This window comes from Arthrobacter sp. Sr24, from assembly GCF_054511175.1.
The window spans coordinates 283611-302189 of record NZ_JBTNDB010000001.1 but is presented as its reverse complement, the minus strand read 5'-3'; the positions used below and the strand labels follow the sequence as shown (position 1 = coordinate 302189).

The window sequence follows — 18579 nt, the reverse complement described above, 5'->3', positions numbered from 1 at the left end:
GACTGCCAGGGCGACTGACAGGGAGACTATGGCCTAGCGGGTACTGCCCGCCAACAACCCACGGCCGCGCAACAGACGCTTTTCCACGGGTGCGAACACCACCAGCTCCACCAAAATACCCACGAACAAGATGATCAGAATGGCAGACATGACGATCCCCATGTCGGAAAGCTGACGCCCTTGTTCCAACAATGAGCCCAGCCCGAATCCCAGCGAACCTCCCATGGCGATGATCTCGGCAGCCATCAGTGAACGCCACGAGAACGCCCACCCTTGCTTGAGCCCACCAACATAACTTGGCAGCGCGGCGGGGAGCACCACGTTCACTGCCATCTCCCACCGCGAAGCGCCCAGGATCTGGCCCATGCGGCGGTACTGCGGCGGGATTTGGTCCACACCCGCAATGAGCCCGTTGATGATGGAGGGGATGGCTCCCATGAACATGACAAAGTAGACAGTGGCGTCCGTCAGCCCGAACCAGATGATGGCGGCAGGGACCCACGCCACGGACGGCAGCACTTGCAGGCCGGAGATCAGCGGCCCAAACGCCCGCCGCAACACCCGCACCTGCGAGAGCAGCAAACCAATAGGGGTGGCCACCACAATACTGATGGCGAAACCCATGATGCCGCGTTGCAGCGATGTCCAGACAGCTTCCTGCGCGGATCCCTCGCCCCACAACGCACCGAGTGAGCCGAGCACGTCCAACGGTCCGGGGACCAGATCCCGGCGGCGCAGCCCCAAGGAAACATAGAACTGCCACGCCAACAACACCACAATGAACGCGGCAAGGGGCAGCAATACCCGGGACCAATCGATCCCGCGGCGTTCAACAGCCTCGGACTGCAATGAGTCCAACCCGGCTTCGAGGGAGCGCATATCGTCTTCCGTGCCACTCTTGAGCATCGGCGAGGTTACTAGTTCAGGCATGCTTGCGGATCTCCTGGCGCAATCGGGTGGTGATGTCGGCGGTCAGCGCACCGGCCGCGCCAGCATCCGTGCGGTGTTCCTCGGAGACGTTCCACTCCGTCACAACACGCCCAGGCCGGGAAGATAGCAGCAACACGCGCTGGCCCAACCGCACGGCCTCGCGGACATTGTGCGTCACAAAAATGATGGTTCGGCCGGTCTCTTTCCAAACGCGCTCCAGCTCGTTATGCAGCAGGTCCCTAGTGATGGCATCCAGCGCGGCGAATGGTTCATCCATCAGCAGCACCGGTTTGTCTTGCGCCAGCGATCTGGCGAGCGCCACGCGTTGGCGCATTCCGCCGGAGAGCTCGTGCGGGCGCTTGTCCATGGAGTGGCCCAAATTCACCAGATCCAGCAGTTCAGCGGCACGGACCCTCCGTTCGGCACGCGCCACACCGCGTAGTTTCAGCGCCATTTCCACGTTGCCGCGCGCACTGAGCCATGGAAATAAGGAGGCGTCTTGGAACATGAATGCCGCCCCGTCTTCAGGTACTTCCAGAGCGCCGGAGGAGGGAACGTCCAGCCCGGAAATGATGTTCAGCAGCGTCGATTTCCCGCAGCCCGAAGCCCCCAGTAGGGCCACAAACTCGCCCTGATAGACCGTGGCATTGACGTCATCCAGCACGGGAGCGCCAGCGCCAAAACGTTTGCCCAAGTTCTCAAGGACGACGGCGGGTGCCCGGCTTTCGCCGTCGGCGCCCCTGTGCCCGCGGGTCAGAGATTCCGGTCCTGCTAGCAATAGCTCGGTCATTGTTTCCCCAATCCTGCCGCCGTGACGGGTTGGCCGCCGGCAGCTTGTAGTACCTTGTTCAGCAACGTCAGCTCGAAGAGACCGTTGAGGTCCGCGGGTTGTGACACCCCCGCGCTCACGCCATGGTCAAGCAGGGTGGGAAAGGTGGCCGCCAGCGGATCAGAGGTGAACTTCAACTCCGACAGTGATCGAGTAATCACGTCATCTTCCAGTGGCTGGCCAATAGCCACTTTGAGAGCGGCATTAATAACCGTGGCGGCTTCCGCCGGGTTCTGTTCAAGCCACTTGACGGACTCCACGTGTCCTCTCAAGAGAGCCTCAACGGTTTGTGGGTGCTCTTCCAAGAAGCTCTTATTCACGGCGAGCACGGTGGTACTGAACTCGCCTTCTTCCCAAAGATCGGCCTCGTTGACCAGGACCTTGGCTCCGGCTTGGAGCACCAGACGCGAGGTCCAGGGTTCCGCGACCCAAGCGCCGTCGATCTTTCCATCCTGAAATAGCCGCAACGTCTGAGCATTAGAGGTGGGCGTGATGGTCACATCGCCGCCACCAGAAGTGTTGGTTTCCAGACCGCGCTCAACAAGCCAGTTGCGCAGCGCCACATCCTGGGTTCCACCTAACTGCGGAGTGGCGATGGTCTTACCCCGGAGGTCCTGCGCATCGCTGATGCCGGGCCGGACAACAAACTGTGCCCCGCCCGAGGCCGCACCCGCAATGACCCGGATGGACTCACCACCGCTTTGAACAAAAGAGTTCAAGGCCGGATTGGGGCCCAGATAAGCGGCGTCGATCGCTCCTGCATTGAGCGCCTCAACCGTGGCCGGGCCCGAATTAAAAACCTGGGTCTCCAACGTCGTTGCGCCTAGATCCTGGGCGAAGATGCCCTTTTCCACGCCCACCAAGGCCGGTCCATGGGTGACGTTTCCAAAGTAACCAAGCTTGAGAACGTGGGCCGGAGTTGTGGCAGTTACTGCTGTACCCGCTTCCGCAGGACTCTTGGCGTTGATGCTGGCCACTGCCGCGCCCGCCCCAATGAGGGTAACCAGCGCAGTGACCACCAGGATCTCCAAGCCACGCATCTTGTGCTCGGCCTTCTCACCGGCAACAATCCGTTTGAGCCGCAAGGGCTGCGTCGGTTGGGCGGGCTGCTGCCGGGGTGGCGGCGTATCCTGATGGCTTTCCCGTGTACTCATGGTCAAACGTTAGGGAAGGCGCAATGGCCGTTTCAATGAACCGGACACTCGAGGTCACGCTAGTTCACGAAGCGTCACATTGTTCGCTGGGGCTCAGTCCGCTTACTGGTTATCCCACTCGTTGCGGAGCCGGCGCAGGCGCGATCGCAGCTTGGATTCGCGGTTCCTATCACTGCCCACGGACTTGGTGGCGTCCACATAGGACTCGCCAAATGACTGCAGCAGCAGATCATCGGCGATGCGCACCTGGCCCGGATTGAACCGGTATTCCATGAGCTTGGCAACCCGGTACGGGTCAATCGAGTGGAACCATTCTTCTGCAGCACTGACGGTGTCGATCCCGTTGGCTGACAGCACGTTCACCATCCAGTCGTACTGGTTTTCCTTGCTGCTGCGGTACTGCGGGAAGGCGCGGGTCAGCACACTTTGCAGGGATCCGGCGTCGAGCATCTGAGTTTGTGGAACAGCCTCAATGGCGCCCTCGGATTGCAGCCGTTTAAGAGTGTCGGCAATGTTCACAAACTGCTGGTCTGCCAGCTCAATCAGGGTCGAGGCCATGGTGAAAGCGCGGCTGATTTCGGCGTTGTCACCGCTGGAACCCTTGAAACGGATATCGTGCTCAAATTCGGCCCAAGCGTGCTGGAGGACGGTACGGATCTGAACCTCAAAACGGTATCCGGTGTATTCCTTGCAGTTGGTGGGCGCATGATCGACAGGAACTTCCAAGGTCAAGTGCCGGCCAGCGTAACCAATGCCGCCATTTTTACGCATCATGGCCGTCTTGTCTTCGTCGTCGTGGCAGATGAACTGGCTCGTCAGTGCAATCGCCACCGCCTCAATGTCCGATTCCACGTACAAGATGACGCGCACACCGATCAAATCATCAAGATTCGCTAGCCCACCCGGATATTTCAGTTCGCCATCATCGCCACGGCGCCTCATCTTCTCCGCCGCTGATTCAGGTTTCTTGACCCGGAACTGTACGTCGTGGTGGTTCAATCCATCGTCATGAAGTCTGCCGACAATGGTGTTGCGGATGGCTTGCGCAGCCTCCTGGAGAGCTTGTTCCTGGAATCGTGAATCTTCAATTGCACTTCGCGCGGCTTCCACGGCCTGACTTTCGATGATGGCCCCCTTGCCAGTCCAGACCGCAGTGAAATACCGGTCCTGTATCAAATTCTCCCAGCTTTGCAGGCGTTGTCCAGCTCAACGGGAACGGTTGCTGAGAGGTTCCATCTGATACCCGCGCTGATACCCGCGGGTGGAGACCGGGCCCGCACTGGCTCAGCGTGTGGGCCGGGACCACGGCGGTGAGATCCATTGACCTCCCACCGTGAAGAGCGACGCCGGAGCCCCCACTGCTTGCACCTTTCCTCCCGTGGGGGTCAAGGATGCGCGCATTTTTCGGGTGAAGTTCCCAGCCGGAAGATCCGTTTGCCACACCGCTGTATAGATGTCGCGAAGTGCCGAAAGGGTGAACTCCTCCGGGACCAACTGTGCGGCGATGGTGGTGTATTCCATTTTTCCAGCGAGCCGTTCCAGTCCCGCGGCAAGGATGTCTGCGTGGTCGAAGGCCAGCGATGTTAGATCCAGTTCGTGGACAGGGAGCCACTGGGCGCTGGCGGCATCCGTGCCAGCCACCAAGTCCGGTAAGCGCACGCCGTCTCCAGCCAACAGGACCAGATGTGCCACGGAGACCACTCGCATTCGCGGATCCCGAAGCGGCGCACTGAAGGTGGCGAGCTGTTCGACAAACACGCGATGTGCGCTCAAGTCCAACCCGGTTTCTTCAACGAGTTCCCGGTGTGCGGCGGCCAGAGCATCCTCTGTCGGGCCCACGAACCCTCCGGGCAGAGCCCAGCTGCCTAGGAATGGTTGACCGCCGCGTTCAACCAACGCCACGTGAAGTACCTTATTGACCACGGCAAAGACCACTAAGTCCACGGTCACGGCTACAGCAGGGAAATCTGCAGGGTCATAGTCGGCCAGAAATTTGCCCTCAGATTCGGAGGCTGTGGGTTTCATGCTGCCACCTCCAGAACGGTGCGGCTCTGCCAAGCAGCTGCGGTGAAGGTGTTCTGCTGCGTCAGCATGGCGTCGATGACGGCAGTGGCGGTGGCCAGGCGGCGTTCGGGGCTGCCGGTCACCAAGATCCACGAATGGCCTTCGTCGGTGAGTGTCTCCTTGAACCATTCGGTCATTTCGGGGCGGCGGTGTTCGCCCTCACGCCAGCCGTCGTCTTCAAAATCGACCCCATTGTGGTCGGTCAGCAGGTACACGTCCCGACGGGGCAAGTGAGCCTGCGCGTCGTACGATCCGTAGCTGCCATCACCTAGGTAGTAGCGTTCCCAGAGTGTGGTGGCCAGGGCATCAGTGTCCGCAATAACCAGCGGTGCAGCCTCCGCAGCAGCTTGTTCCAGCTCAGTTTGGCGATTGGCGATGATGCCGAAATCAGTGTCGGTCCAAACTAGATCCTCCACACTGGCTTCCGGGTTGGTGAGTTGCAGCGACTCGAGTAATTCGTAGGTGTAGTAGCGGCCATATTCGGGAACGTCGGCGAGCGCCGGGAACTGCTGGAGGTAGTGCTCCCGGAGATCCTCACTCAGTGTGGTGGTTCCGGTCGATTCGGCTCCGACCACAATCACCCGGACAGCCAGTCCTCGTCGCGCCGCCGGCACCAGCTGTTCCCAGTTCCCGCTCAGGTCATCGCGGCACATGGTTCCGCTGACGGGGTGAGTTGTTCGGGCCGGATCCACGGGAACGTGCGCAGCGCCAAACGCTTGTGCCAGGCGGTCGCCGTAGCCTTCCGAGCTGTAGACGGCGTCGATCTTCTCCACGCCATGGGCCTTGAGCGCCCAGCGCATGTTCTCCACCTGCGCGGTCCAGATCTCATCGCTGGCATAGTCAACGGGGCAGTCGTTGCGGACCGGCACAATGGTGACGTTGCCGCCGTCGAACGCTTCTGTACTGAATTCCTCTGTGAGCCAGCCCGCCCGCTGCGCCACGGAGAGCGATTCGAAGCGGTTCCCCTGCACCAACACATAGGCGTGGTCGGCACCGGCGGCAGCGGTTTCGATCAGGTGCCGGTGACCAGCGTGAGGTGGGTAGAACTTTCCGATGACAAGTGCGTTCGTGGTCATTTTCAGACTCCTGCCATTTCATTGTTGACGGTTTTTTCCGTATTGCGGAGGCGGTTCCAGCCCACCAAGCCATAGACGCACAGCGCCAGGAAACCGATGTAAAGGATAGCTGTGAGGGCCAGTCCGCGGCTGAAGTAGAGCGGGATCGAGACCAGATCAATGACGATCCATACGTACCAGTGCTGGAAAATCTTCTTGGCTTGAGCGTAAGTGGCCACGAGCGATGCGGCCAGCACAAACGCGTCGGGGATGGGAACTTGCGAATCCGTCCCGGCGTGTAGGAGGTAGGCAATGGCTGCCGTGACGAGGACGACGGCGGTCACTCCCGTGCCGATTTCAGCTCGCGTTGCGTTGCGGATGGGCAGATCGTTGCTACCAGCTTTTCCGTTGGCGCCGCGGCTCCACTTGATCCAGCCGTAGATGGCAATCACTGCGAAGATGATCTGGAGGAGAGTTTCGCCGTATAGGCCGGCACCCAGGAACAGGATGACGAAGGCAATGTTGTTCAAGATGCCAACACCCCAGTTCCAGATCTTCTGCCGCGCTACTCCCCACACACAGGCGGCACCGGTGACGAAGCCAATGACTTCAACGTTACTCACGGGGTTGTTGAGCAAGGTAAATGCGGTGGTGTTGAGCCAGTCGATGAGCGGTGTCATGATGCCCTCCAGTAATTGTTATTATCAACTTGATAATAACAATAGCACAGGGTGCCGGACCGTCGGGAATGACTTATGGGGAGCTCACTAAGCAGAGCCTCGTTATCCACAGGCCAGCCCATTTGGCAGCCGATACCCAGTCTGATCCCATTAGCATCCAACTATGGGACCAGACCCAAAGCAGCGTCGATCAAGCAAGGCTGCGTCCAGCCCAAAAAGCAAAGACTCCCCGCAGTGGGCTAAGCCGAGTGGAGACGACGCGCACTCCATCGTCTTCTTTCAGCGCCATATCGCGGACGACCCGAAGCAAAGCGCCCCCGGCAGGGACTTTCTAAACTCCTGCCCACCAATGGTTCGCGCGAAGATGAGGGCCGTATTAATTGCCGTAGCGACCGCGCCGCCCAAACGATTCTCGGGCGGCGGCTACTGGGAAGCCATGCATGGGGACATGGCCAGTTGGTTTGAAATCCGAGTCGACGGCCCCAATCACCATCATTACCGGCTCTTTTGTAAGCTCGATTATGAAGCAGAAGGTGTAGAAAAACCCCTACTTGTAGTCATTGACGGTCGCGACAAACCGTTCCGCACGACCCTCTCAGCGGCGGACTATTCAAAAATTCGCTCAAATGGCGGCGAATATCTCCAGCGCAATCCGCGCTCAATTATGTAGCGGGGCCCCTGGCGACGACACCGGAACCGGACGACCAACCTGTCGCTGCCCACCTAAATATTGAGCCAACTGCTCAAGGTTTTCAGCATGCCCATCCAACAAAGGCCGAGTCACACGGGACTGTACATCCTCAGGCAACACTTCTAGGGTGACCCGCATACCCAGCGCCGCCGCAACTTCGGCCAGCGTTGCAAGCGTTGGATTGCTGACGGTTCCAGAAAAGAGCCTCCGCATTGAAGCGGGATTCATATTGATGGCACGCGCCAAGTGCGCTTTAGAAAGCCCAGCAGCCACGCGCGCATCGTCAAGAGAGTTAATGAGAGAGTCTATTGCTGAAATTCGGACCGACTCTGTAATGAATTCACGCAGGAACACAGGATCCCTTAGGTCCTCAGTCAGGTCATCCCAAAATGCCACCGGTTCATTCATGTCCAGCACCTCCGTTATTAAAAGCGTAACATCTATGCAACGTAAAATCGGCTGGTAATCACATACCAATGTCAGCCGCGGCCACCTAGGCAGCTCGGAAACCTCACCTTCGCACCGGCCATAGCGGAGGGTTGGGACCAAGAACGCAACATTGTTCAGGATTCAAATTCCGCAGTTCCAGACCCTCTGCTTCGCTACTTCCCAAACACAGACGGCGCAGGCGACGAAGCCGACACGCCACTCCGTGTCAGCCCCCGCGGTTAAAGTCCCAAGCGTGATCACCGGTGAAATTAAGCCCCAGGTAGACAAGGTTTGAAATACGTTCTGGACCGGCGGCATCTCCAACCCATCGAAATTATTGAGCAGATCACTTATCTGCTCTTTTTGAAGCGCTTGGATGAGGCCCAGACCAGGGCGGAAAAGCAGGCTGTTTGCACGCGAGTTCCGGCCCGAAACCTGCCGCTCCCCCTCGGCAATGACCAGCTTAGACGGCCCAGGAGCCATCTGCGCTGGAAGGGCTTTGAGAACTTGGCCAAGGATGAGATGTTCAGGCTATTCAGCGACCGAAGGTTCACTTTCCTCCGCGAAGAACTAGTGTTGCAATCCTTTGATGACGGCCTAATGGTGAGCAAGAACGCCATGGAGAATGCAGAATTTCATGGACCCACGCTGACGCTGGCAACCACTGCAAGAAGGGTTGAGCTCGCACGAAAAACCCACCGATCCATGATCCGCAGCTCTTTTTCATCTTCGGCATTTTGGCTGCCATTATCCTGACCGTTGGCCTGATCGTGATCCCGGATTCAACCAGCACAGCAGGGGTCCTTGCGGTGGCCGGTGCATTCGTGGCCTTCCCCTTTTTCGTTCGAGCCTGGGTACTCCGCATTGAACGGCAGGCCGCACGTTTCCTTGCCAGTGACGGCACCACGCTCATCAAAGTCAGCCCACACGGCGTGACCTTGGCCGACATCGTTCTTCCCTACGAACGGATCACCTGCCTCTACGCCAATGCGGAACAAGAGGATTACTCTGACGGAGGATTGCGGGCGGAAGTAGTGGCGTACCGACTGAACTTGACTGAAGACCGCCTGACGAACGGCAGGGGCATTGGAGCATTCATATGCACCGTCTTGCGTCGACGCCGCTATGCTGACGGGGCCAAAAGAGTACGCTCACTTCACCCGCTGGCGTAGTGAAAAAAGTGCCCGGAGCCCCGCAGAGAGGTGATGATCCGGGCCGAATCATCACGCAGTTTGGCGCTTATCTGGGCCAACTCAGCGGAACGTGGAACTGGGGTGCGGCCTAGATGGGTGCGAGCGATACCCGCGAGAAGCATTGGGAAGACTCCACACAGCTACTGGCCCCTGATGCAACGCCTCACTACAGCTGCTGCTCTCGCGCCATTTTCTAGAGCTAAGCGATGGGCCACCAGTGTGGCATCAGCGCACGTAAATCTTCCATAAAGTCCTCCTCGGAGCGCGGCACATCCTCCAAAATTCTGGTTTCAAAGGCACCGACTACTCCATAAGCGAGAAACCTGGCCATCATGGCGGTGGGCACTTTTCGACCGGTCAGTCCGCGAACTGAGATATTGCGGTGATCGATGAGTAGTAGCGCTGAGTGCTCAAAGTGGGCTGCGAGCATGGAATGCAAAGCTGCGACACCGCCATCCGATTCCAAACCTTGCCGATACACCCTTCTGCGCGAATCGACATGCCTCACTACTCCGCGCGCGAGTTCACCTAAAGCAACGGCGACATCACCGCTGGCTTCCAGATGCTCAGCCCGCACCACATCCAACTCCGCAGAAAGAACCGATCTCAGTAGGGCCATAGGCGAGACGGCATGCTGATAAAACGTGGAGCGGTTAATTCCTGCCGCTGTGGCTACCTGTGCGACCGTCAAGGTCTCAATGTCCCGCTCAGACGCGAGTGACAATATTGCTGCTGCCAAGTGTTCTCGACTTCGCAGCGCCCGGGGGTCCATCGCGGAGCCATCCGCATCCAAGGGCTGTTCGGCTCCCTTTGGATGTGTATTCATTAGACCCTCCCGCTCCATGATGTAGACCATCGACTCTGGTCATTTGCGCTGTTCCAGCGTAGCCTAGGAACTATCCAACAAGTGTTGGATAGTTTATTTTTTGATTGCCATGCTCGGGCGTGGCCCACGTGAATGAAGGGAAATAGAATGAACCGATTTACTGGACGTGTAGGCATCATCACCGGAGGCGCCAGCGGAATCGGACGCGCCACAGCTGTTCGCTTCGCAGCCGAGGGCGGAAGCGCCGTCGTCGCCGACGTGCAAGATCAGTTGGCCAAGGAAGTGGTTGCTGAAATCGAAGCATCCGGTGGTATTGCCCGCGCACTTCACCTTGACGTGACGAGCGAAGAGGGATGGGCCGATGCCGTGGCCCTCACGCTCGGCGAGTTTGGCCGACTCGATGTGCTGGTCAATAACGCTGGCATTGGCGACACCGAGCCCATTGAAGTCACAACTTTGGACACTTACAACAAGGTAGTCGCTGTGACGCAAACCAGCGTTTTCCTTGGCGAGAAAGCTGCTGCCGAAGCTTTGAAAGCATCCGGCAATGGCGCCGTGGTCAATGTGTCCTCCATGTTCGGGATCGTTGGCGGCTTTGGCACCTCACCTGCGTACGCCGCGGCCAAGGGTGCCGTGCGAACTCTGACCAAAAACACCGCACTCGGTTGGGCCACTGAAGGTGTGCGAGTTAATTCAGTTCACCCCGGATTCATCGAGACCCCCATCCTGGGTGAGACGGACCGCGAGCTATTGACCGCAACCACGCCGATGGGCCGCCTAGGCCGCCCGGAGGACGTGGCCGGCGTCATCCTCTTCGCGGCCAGCGACGACGCCGCGTTTATGACTGGCTCTGAGCTTGTGGTTGATGGTGGCTACACCGCCCGCTGATTGAAACTTAGGGGCCGTGCTGGTCGAGACCTAGTGCGCGACCAGCGCGGCCACGCCGTTTCAATAGCCCTTAGTCCTCTTGCTGTTCCGAGAGGAACGCTTCGGGGCCCTGTTCGGCTGCCTTCGGGTCCATCCAAAGGATGCTAAACCAATTGCCGTCGGGGTCCTCGAAGTCTCGGGAGTACATGCAGCCCATGTCTTGGGCAGGCCGAGGCTCTTTACCTCCGGCTGCCAGCGCCTTCTCCAACAGCGCATCAACGTCTTCGCGGCTATACCGGCTGAGTGCCGTTTGCACCTGCAATGACGTGGCAGGATCCACGATGGGTTTGTCAGTGAACGTGGCGAAAAAATCGTGCGTCAGCATCATGAGGTAAATATTCTCGTCAACCACCACACAAGCGGCATTTTTGTCGGTGAAGTTAGGCTCAATCGTCCACCCCAGCCCGGAGAAGAACTTCTTCGAGCGGTTAAGGTCTGTGGTGGGCAGGTTGATAAATACTTGTGTTGCCATGATGGTGACTCCCTCTTTGGGGTAGTGCCGGGACCCTAATTATTCAGTCCACTTCATGTTTTCGGACCACACCCCGCGTGTCAATGGGCTCGGATATTTCATGGCAATGCCGGCATCACGCCTCTGAGTTGCACCAATAGGGCCACCCTGTTCTCACGGATAAAGGTTATCTTGGCACAACCCAGACTGGTGGTATGTGAGGTGACCCCTCCGCCCTCAATACCCAGAATGAATGTGCGACTGTGGCAGCCACAAGTCGAAATTATCCAGATCGAAATCTTTCTCAAAAAAGGCTGTTGCAGTCTTAGCTGTCAGGCCCTTATCTCCCGAAGTCATGAAGGACCAAGAATCACAGAGGGAGCCTGGGCACGTTGTCAGTTCCCGGCACCCAACCGCTCAAGCAGGAAAGATCGGAGCCCTTCAATAGCTTTTTCGTTGCGACAGGGCCCGGTGAGGGTGGAGTGCTTACGGTCGTTCGGTTCACTCAATGAGAATGTTTGCATGGTCTCAGGCCCGAGCAGCCCTTGGGCAGCTGCAAGCTTTGGAGCAGGCGACAACCGATCACGGCGGAACCGATAGCCCTGAACGCGCAGGTCCGCTCGATCGTGGAGCGATTCTAGATCAGCATTTGAGAGCCCTAACGCGCAGGGCCAGACTGGAATAGCCGGCTGGGCCACAACAACTGCCTTAATCCGGGGATCTACGGCCAGCGCTAGTGCGAAGTTGCCAGAGAAGCACATGCCAACGACGCCGAATGGTTCATCTGGCCGACGCGCCACGTGTTCGTCCGCGAACTCTTTGAGCCACCCCACCGCTCTGCTCACACCGCGCCGGGCAAACAGGTGAACCTCCCTTCGGACACAAATTTGCTTGAGCGAATCGCCTTGCTTTGGGTCTCCGTCGCGCCCAAATATTGACGGGCAAACCACTCGAAAGTCTTTAGCTAGTGTATTGGCCAGCGGAACGAAGTCGGCCGATATACCGGGAAACTCGTGCATCAACATGACACTGGGAAGCACCACTTGGGGCGCCCCTTTGTCGATCACGTAGAACGCGTGGGAGTGATCGCCGTGCGGAAAAGTGTGCCTCAGCCAACCATCTGGGCACCATTCTGCTGTTGCTAGCGGCTCAATCATGTTGCACCCACAGTGTCCAAATCGATTCCTCAACGAGTGTTTGAGAGATCTTCTGGTACTTTTCTGCGAGCTCATTAACTCCGTAGTAGCTTGCCGCTAGCGCCCCGATGGCCACTCCCCATCCAAACAAAGGCGCCGAACCGTCTCCGAGTATCTTTTCGAGTCTTGAGTGGACCGCATCCGATTTAACGCCCGAACGCCGATCCAGTGCTGCAAACAAAATAGCCACGTCGGGTAGCGCCGGATCGATCTGATCCAAATTTTTAAGCACGGTATTTACGTAGTCATCCATTTGCTGGGCTAGGCAGGCATAAGCGCCAGCCAGCCCGAGCAGCGGATCGACCCACTTCTCGTTCGTTATTTTTACAGCTTCAGCAGGAGTAATCTCCTGGAGCAGGCCCAATGAAATGAGCCGATCCCAGTGCGGTGCGTCAACACTAGACAGGGGCTCCGCCGCGTCAGTCAGCTCTTGGCTGTTTGACAGCAGGTCGGCGGCGTCCGCTACATCTTCTTCCGCCAGTTTGGCACGGTCAAGGATTTCAGGTGGCAAACTGAGTGCTTTTAGACGTCGCTGAACCTCTTCGGAAGCGAGAGCGGAGTTTATCCAAATTCCTCCACTGTCTTGGCCGAGGGTAACGGCTAGCAGTCGCAATTCAACGAAGGGATCGGCGAAAAGAAGGTCCCACATGGCGGCCATCTGGCCCGCCTCACTGAGTTCCTCGGCGAGGCCGCGGGTTACATACTCAGGTGGCAGCGCCCCGGTGATGTCGAGGTCCGGCGGCCCGACAATTCTCCCCCATTCGAGGGCAACAATCTGGTCTGGAGACCATCCGAGAATTCTCTGCGCTCGTTCAGTAATTTGGCGTTTCTCGCCAGTTACGTCGCGGGTTTCAGTTCCGTGGATGAAAAGCAGTTTTCCTGGCATTGTCCTTCTCCTTCGAAGAACTTCCTAGTTGCCTCAATGGTATCGGCACCTAACCGGCACGCGTCAGAATTTTTCAACTAAATTTCGCAGAGGTGACAGGGAAAAAGCTGCCGCTCCCGCATCTGGCCGTATAACTATTGGCGGCAATATGCGGGTGCGGCGGCATTAGGTCTCGACAGCTTCGACCCCCGGAGCCTAGATGGTGTAGCGCTCATCCTCGTGGTCGCCGGGGTGATCCCGCACAAGACCGGCTGCCAGCGTATTTCCGTCCTGTGGATCGATCACCAGAAACGCACCCGTGCGGCGGTGCAGTGCGTAACTTTCAATGGGCAGCGGCGACGCCAAACGTATCTGCGCGGTGCCTATGTCATTGAGCTCAAGTCCAGATGCAGCTTGGTACTCAAACGATTCCAGCTCCAGCTTGCCCGTGACGGCGCGGATCAAACCCTGAACAGTCTTGCTGCCGTGCTTGATCAGCACCTTGGAACCCTCGCGCAAAGGTTTCGTGGACAGCCAGCACAGCTCGGCATAGAGGTCCTGGCTAACCTCGCCGAAGGTACCCGTTGCCGCAATAACGTCACCGCGGGCAATATCGATCTCCTCGCTCAGACGCAGCGAGACTGACTGGGGTGCCACGGCCCGCTCAAGCGAGCGGCCAGCAAAGTCAATGCCCACCACGGTCGCTGTGCGGCCAGAGGGAAGAACCGTAATTGACTCCCCCACCGATACGCCGCCCGAGGCGAGCTGACCGGCGTAGGCGCGGTAATCGCGGAAGGAGGCTCCGGCGTCGTCCGCGTTGGCAAGGTCCGGAGCAAGCGCCCCCTGCGGCCGAACCACCAACTGAACAGGGAAGCGGAACGGCTCCAGTCCGCGCTCCAACTCATCGGTGGTGGGCAGTGTTTCCAGCAGATCCAGCAGGCTGGCGCCGGTGTACCAAGGGGTGTGGTTGGAGCGCTCCACCACGTTGTCGCCCTCCAGCGCGGAGACCGGAATGACCACAACATCACCGAGCCCAATGCTCGCCGCAACCCCCTGCACGTCGGTCTCGATGGCGCGGAAAATGTCCTCGCTGAAGTCCACCAGATCGATCTTGTTCACCGCGACCACCACGTTGGGCACCCGCAGCAGGCGCAGCACGGATAGGTGCCGGCGCGTCTGCTCCAGAACACCCTTGCGGGCGTCGATAAGCACGACGACGGCATCCGCGGTGGACGCGCCCGTCACCGTGTTCTTGGTGTACTGGATGTGCCCGGGGCAATCGGCCAGGATGAAGCTGCGGCGATCGGTGGCGAAGTAGCGGTAGGCCACATCGATGGTGATGCCCTGCTCGCGCTCGGCCCGCAAGCCGTCGGTCAGCAACGCTAGGTCAATCTTCTGAGTGCTGCCATTTTCGCCACCAAAACCCCGGTCCGCGGAGGTGCGGGTGACGGCGTCGAGCGTGTCAGCCAAGATGGCCTTCGAATCGTGAAGCAGGCGGCCCACCAGGGTTGACTTGCCGTCATCGACGGAGCCGGCCGTGGCGAAGCGGAACAGGGTGGACTGCTCAAGTGGGGTCTCTATCAGGGTGCTCATTAGAAGTAGCCATCTTTCTTGCGGTCTTCCATGGCGGCCTCGGAGATGCGATCATCGGCCCGAGTAGCGCCACGTTCGGTCAGGGTTGACGCGGCAACTTCGCGCACCACGTCGTGGACAGTGGTGGCATCAGAAGCAACGGCGCCGGTGCAGGACATGTCCCCCACGGTGCGGTAGCGGACCTGCTTGATGATGACCTCCTCATCGGGACGCGGTTCAGAAACCGGACCCACCGCTCTCCACATACCATCACGCTCATAGACTTCGCGGTTGTGGGCGTAGTACAGCCCCGGCAACTCAATGTTTTCGCGGGCAATGTAGCGCCAAATGTCCAGCTCGGTCCAGTTGCTGATGGGGAAGGCTCGCACGTGCTGGCCTACTGTGTGACGGCCGTTGTAGAGATTCCACAGTTCGGGACGCTGGTTGCGCGGATCCCACTGACCGAACTCATCGCGCAGGGACAAGATGCGCTCCTTGGCGCGGGCCTTGTCCTCGTCACGGCGGCCGCCGCCAAAAACGGCGTCGAACTTGTTCTTGGCAATGGCATCCAGCAGCGGGACCGTCTGCAGCGGGTTGCGGGTGCCGTCGGAACGTTCGGCCAGCTCACCGGAGTCGATGAACGCCTGCACGGAGCCCACTTCCAGTCGCAGGCCCAAACGTTCCACTGTGCGGTCGCGGAACTCGATGACCTCGGGGAAGTTGTGGCCCGTATCTACGTGCAAAACGGGGAACGGAACCTTGCCCGGCCAGAACGCCTTGGTGGCCAAATGCAGCATGACCACCGAATCCTTGCCGCCAGAAAACAACAGCGCGGGGCGTTCAAACTCCGCCACCACCTCACGGATGATGTGGATGGCCTCGGATTCCAGCAGGTCGAGGGAGTTCAGCTCAGGTGCCTCCGAAGGGGCCTCCGAGCGCGAGGGGGCCCCGGACGAGCTTGCGAGGTTGGGGAGCGCTTGGGGATCTATAGTTTGGGTGCTCATACGTGTAGTCCGCATTCTGTCTTGGAGGTTCCGGCCCAGCGTCCGCTTCGAGGATCGGCGCCGGGGGCTACTTTGTTCGTGCAGGGTGCGCAGCCGATGGACGGGTAGCCCTGGCTCAGGAGTGGATTCACGGGAAGGAGATTCTCATCGGAGTAGCTGATGAGCTCCTGGTACGTCCAAGTGGCGACGGGGTTGACCTTGACCAGGCCGTTCTTTTCGTCCCACACCACTAGGGGCGTGTTGCTCCGGGTGGGTGCCTCATCGCGGCGGACCCCGGTGAACCAAAGTTCGTATCCGGAGAGCGAACGGCTCAGCGGCTCCACCTTCCGCAGCGCGCAACATTGGGCCGGATCTTGGGCAAACAGGTCCTTGCCCACCAGTGAATCCTGCTGTTCTACGGTGGTCAGTGGCAGTACGTCAACAATGTTGACCCGCAGGTTCTCCGCCACCTCATTGCGCGTGGCGTAGGTTTCCTCGAAGTGGTAGCCGGTGTCCAGAAAGAGGACGTCGACGCCGGGAAGCTGATCTGCCACTAGCGCCGGCAGCACGGCATCTGCCATGGAACAGGCGACGGCGGCCGCACCGGTTGCGAAGTTTTTTGCCACCCAGGCGATGACCTCCTGAGCAGACGCATCCCAGTGAAGTTCCGCTGCGCCGGCCGCGGCAATGGCCTTGAGCTCTTCGTTGGAGCGGAGCGTAGTGGTTGTTGTCATTTCAGCAGCTCCTCATCGGCGCGGTGGGCAAATTCTGCAAAGGTCTCCTCGGGAAGGCGGGCGCCAACGTACTGGCGAACCACGCGCTCCACATAGTCGGGCAGCTCGGCAGCGGTGACCTTCAAGCCGCGGATGGTGCGGCCCAGGCCAGCCTCGACCCGGTTATCGGTAGCCAAGCCACCGCCCAGGTGGACCTGGAAACCAGGGGTGGTGCCGCCGTCGTCCGCTGGAAGCATCATGCCCTTGAGGCCAATGTCCGCGGTCTGGATGCGGGCGCAGGAGTTGGGGCAGCCATTGATGTTCAACGCGATCGGCTGGGTGAGAACCTTCGTGTCCACCAGATCAGCCAACCGCGATTCCAACTCGGTGATGGCGGTTGCGGCAGTGTCCTTGGTGTTCACGATCGCCAGCTTGCAGTATTCGATGCCGGTGCAGGCGATCGTGGAACGGCGGAACAGCGACGGTCGGGCGGACAGTCCAAGCCCATCCAACACGGCAATGAGCGGCTCCACCTGCTCCTTGGGCACGTCGAGAATGACGAGCTTCTGATGCGGAGTGGTGCGCAGGCGGAAGGAACCGTGGGCTTCAAGCGCGTCCGCCAGCGAAGTCAAAATAGTGCCAGAAACCCGGCCAACCGTGGGTGTCACGCCGATGAAGAACTTGCCGTCCTTTTGTTCGTGGACGCCAATATGGTCACCGGGTGAGGTGGGCTTCGGCGCTGGATCGCCGTCGGGCAGCTTGTGGCCCAGGTACTCATCCTCAAGGATTTGGCGGAACTTGGCCGGTCCCCAATCGGCCAGCAGGAACTTCAACCGGGCTTTGGTGCGCATGCGCCGGTAGCCGTAGTCGCGGAAGATGCTCGTGACACCCAGCCATACCTCGGCGGCAACCTCGGGGCTGACGAACACGCCGAGGCGTTCGGCCAGGCGCGGGTTCGTGGACAGTCCGCCACCCACCCACAGGTCGTAGCCAACACCAAGCTCGGGGTGGACTACTCCGACCAGGGCAAAGTCATTGATCTCATGCACCACGTCCTGGGACGGGTGGCCGGTGATGGCGGTCTTGAATTTACGCGGCAGGTTGGCCAGCTCCGGATCTCCGATGAATCGGGCGCTGACTTCCTTGATCAGGGGCGTGGGATCGATGATCTCGTCCTTGGCGATCCCCGCCACGGGAGAACCTAGAATGACGCGCGGCACGTCACCGCACGCCTCGGTTGTGGAGAGGCCGGCAGCTTCGAGCCGGTTCCAGATCTCCGGCACGTCTTCGACGCGAACCCAGTGCAGCTGCACATTCTGGCGGTCCGTGAGGTCCGCCGTGTCGCGGCCGAAATCGGTGGAAATCTGCCCGATGACGCGCAGCTGCTCAGTGGTCAGCGCACCGCCGTCGATGCGGACGCGGAGCATGAAGTACTTGTCCTCTAGCTCGTGTGGCTCCAGGGTTGCGGTCTTGCCACCGTCAATTCCCTGCTTGCGCTGGGTGTATAGCCCCCACCAGCGGAAACGGCCGTGCAGATCCGTCTTTTCGATGCTGTCGAAACCTCCGGCAGCGTAGATGGTTTCAATCCGTTCACGGACGCTCAGCCCGCCGTCTTCCTGTTTCCAGACCTCGTTCGCGTTCAACGGCGCGGTGCCGTCCACTTTCCACTGCCCGTGCGGCTTGGTGGCGGGCCGTGCGCGGCGTACCGGCTTTTCGGCGACGGCGCTTGTTCCAGCTGTCCCGGCACTTGCCTCACTGGATGGCGCGGTAGCCGAGGTGCTGGCTTCGGAAATTGCTGCGGTGGGAGCCTGGGCAATCGCTCCGGCTAGAGCTGTCTGTGTCATACGAACGAGCGTAGGTTGGCCCCGCTCGGCGACCAATCAATCGTGAAACGATGGGTCACCTAGGGCAATATTTCGTCACACATGCCAGTGGCTTCCTAAGTGTGCGAGGCCTACTCGGGCAGACACGCCATGACGAGACTGAAATCTCGGTTTTGACCCTGCAGCTGATGCGATGAA

The 18579-nt window shown here is 59.5% G+C and carries 20 protein-coding genes; 4 read left to right on the top strand and 16 right to left on the bottom strand.

All coding sequences use genetic code 11. The annotated features are described in order from the left end of the window. Positions 1-33 precede the first annotated feature (33 nt). The 7 genes from ACX80D_RS01505 to pnuC all read right to left on the bottom strand — a co-directional run bounded on the left by ACX80D_RS01505 (position 34) and on the right by pnuC (position 6712). The gene (locus ACX80D_RS01505) at positions 34-930 is read right to left on the bottom strand and encodes an ABC transporter permease (RefSeq protein WP_459320776.1); all 897 of its coding nucleotides are present in this window, start codon (positions 928-930) and stop codon (positions 34-36) included. Continuing rightward, positions 923-1720 carry an ABC transporter ATP-binding protein gene (locus ACX80D_RS01500; protein WP_459320775.1) on the bottom strand — a complete coding sequence of 266 codons (798 nt, stop codon included), beginning with the start codon at positions 1718-1720 and terminating at the stop codon, positions 923-925. The genes ACX80D_RS01505 and ACX80D_RS01500 overlap by 8 nt, the downstream gene beginning before the upstream one ends. Then, positions 1717-2913 carry an ABC transporter substrate-binding protein gene (locus tag ACX80D_RS01495; RefSeq protein WP_459320774.1) on the bottom strand — a complete coding sequence of 399 codons (1197 nt, stop codon included), beginning with the start codon at positions 2911-2913 and terminating at the stop codon, positions 1717-1719. Before ACX80D_RS01495 ends, ACX80D_RS01500 begins: the two co-directional genes overlap by 4 nt. A 102-nt stretch (positions 2914-3015) precedes the next feature. Further along, positions 3016-4023: a GTP pyrophosphokinase gene (locus ACX80D_RS01490; RefSeq protein ID WP_459320773.1), complete on the bottom strand. Its 1008-nt coding sequence runs from the start codon at positions 4021-4023 to the stop codon at positions 3016-3018. Between the two features lie 174 nt (positions 4024-4197). Next, positions 4198-4938, bottom strand: coding sequence for an NUDIX hydrolase (locus ACX80D_RS01485; protein WP_459320772.1), 741 nt, complete (start codon positions 4936-4938; stop codon positions 4198-4200). After that, positions 4935-6053, bottom strand: coding sequence for an AAA family ATPase (locus ACX80D_RS01480; protein ID WP_459320771.1), 1119 nt, complete (start codon positions 6051-6053; stop codon positions 4935-4937). The genes ACX80D_RS01485 and ACX80D_RS01480 overlap by 4 nt, the downstream gene beginning before the upstream one ends. Before the next feature lie 2 nt (positions 6054-6055). Further along, positions 6056-6712, bottom strand: a complete 657-nt coding sequence (gene pnuC / locus ACX80D_RS01475) for a nicotinamide riboside transporter PnuC (RefSeq protein WP_459320770.1) — start codon at positions 6710-6712, stop codon at positions 6056-6058. A gap of 163 nt (positions 6713-6875) precedes the next feature. Between pnuC and ACX80D_RS01470 the strand changes: the two genes are divergently transcribed. Beyond that, positions 6876-7382: a hypothetical protein gene (locus tag ACX80D_RS01470; RefSeq protein WP_459320769.1), complete on the top strand. Its 507-nt coding sequence runs from the start codon at positions 6876-6878 to the stop codon at positions 7380-7382. Here ACX80D_RS01470 and ACX80D_RS01465 read toward each other — a convergent pair. Further along, on the bottom strand, positions 7371-7811 hold the full coding sequence (locus ACX80D_RS01465; RefSeq protein WP_459320767.1) for a helix-turn-helix domain-containing transcriptional regulator: 441 nt from the start codon (positions 7809-7811) through the stop codon (positions 7371-7373). The two genes, ACX80D_RS01470 and ACX80D_RS01465, sit on opposite strands and share 12 nt — an antisense overlap. A 312-nt stretch (positions 7812-8123) precedes the next feature. Here ACX80D_RS01465 and ACX80D_RS01460 point away from each other — a divergent pair, with 312 nt between their 5' ends. Together ACX80D_RS01460 and ACX80D_RS01455 are read left to right on the top strand one after the other, a co-directional pair. After that, complete coding sequence (locus tag ACX80D_RS01460) at positions 8124-8588, top strand: type I restriction-modification system subunit M N-terminal domain-containing protein (protein ID WP_459320766.1); 465 nt, start codon at positions 8124-8126, stop codon at positions 8586-8588. After that, positions 8570-9004 (top strand): hypothetical protein, encoded by a 435-nt coding sequence (locus ACX80D_RS01455; RefSeq protein ID WP_459320765.1) that lies wholly within the window; start codon positions 8570-8572, stop codon positions 9002-9004. The genes ACX80D_RS01460 and ACX80D_RS01455 overlap by 19 nt, the downstream gene beginning before the upstream one ends. Before the next feature lie 220 nt (positions 9005-9224). Here the strand turns inward: ACX80D_RS01455 and ACX80D_RS01450 are convergent, their stop codons facing one another. Next, a complete protein-coding gene (locus ACX80D_RS01450) occupies positions 9225-9851 on the bottom strand; it encodes a TetR/AcrR family transcriptional regulator (RefSeq protein WP_459320764.1) in 627 nt (208 codons plus the stop codon). Positions 9852-9998: 147 nt separating this feature from the next. On the opposite strand from ACX80D_RS01450, the gene ACX80D_RS01445 reads away from it, so the two are divergent. Beyond that, positions 9999-10739, top strand: coding sequence for an SDR family NAD(P)-dependent oxidoreductase (locus tag ACX80D_RS01445; RefSeq protein ID WP_459320763.1), 741 nt, complete (start codon positions 9999-10001; stop codon positions 10737-10739). 70 nt (positions 10740-10809) lie between these two features. Here ACX80D_RS01445 and ACX80D_RS01440 read toward each other — a convergent pair whose 3' ends face one another. The 7 genes from ACX80D_RS01440 to ACX80D_RS01410 form a co-directional block, all read right to left on the bottom strand. Then, on the bottom strand, positions 10810-11250 hold the full coding sequence (locus tag ACX80D_RS01440; RefSeq protein ID WP_459320762.1) for a VOC family protein: 441 nt from the start codon (positions 11248-11250) through the stop codon (positions 10810-10812). A 374-nt stretch (positions 11251-11624) separates the two neighbouring features. Further along, complete coding sequence (locus ACX80D_RS01435; protein ID WP_459320761.1) at positions 11625-12386, bottom strand: dienelactone hydrolase family protein; 762 nt, start codon at positions 12384-12386, stop codon at positions 11625-11627. Then, positions 12379-13311, bottom strand: a complete 933-nt coding sequence (locus ACX80D_RS01430; protein ID WP_459320760.1) for a hypothetical protein — start codon at positions 13309-13311, stop codon at positions 12379-12381. Before ACX80D_RS01430 ends, ACX80D_RS01435 begins: the two co-directional genes overlap by 8 nt. Positions 13312-13506: 195 nt before the next feature. Beyond that, a complete protein-coding gene (locus ACX80D_RS01425; protein ID WP_459320759.1) occupies positions 13507-14883 on the bottom strand; it encodes a sulfate adenylyltransferase subunit 1 in 1377 nt (458 codons plus the stop codon). Then, positions 14883-15866 (bottom strand): sulfate adenylyltransferase subunit CysD, encoded by a 984-nt coding sequence (gene cysD, locus ACX80D_RS01420; protein WP_459320758.1) that lies wholly within the window; start codon positions 15864-15866, stop codon positions 14883-14885. The genes ACX80D_RS01425 and cysD overlap by 1 nt, the downstream gene beginning before the upstream one ends. After that, positions 15863-16579, bottom strand: a complete 717-nt coding sequence (locus tag ACX80D_RS01415) for a phosphoadenylyl-sulfate reductase (protein ID WP_459320757.1) — start codon at positions 16577-16579, stop codon at positions 15863-15865. Before ACX80D_RS01415 ends, cysD begins: the two co-directional genes overlap by 4 nt. Continuing rightward, positions 16576-18219: a nitrite/sulfite reductase gene (locus ACX80D_RS01410; RefSeq protein ID WP_459320895.1), complete on the bottom strand. Its 1644-nt coding sequence runs from the start codon at positions 18217-18219 to the stop codon at positions 16576-16578. Before ACX80D_RS01410 ends, ACX80D_RS01415 begins: the two co-directional genes overlap by 4 nt. Positions 18220-18579 lie beyond the last annotated feature (360 nt).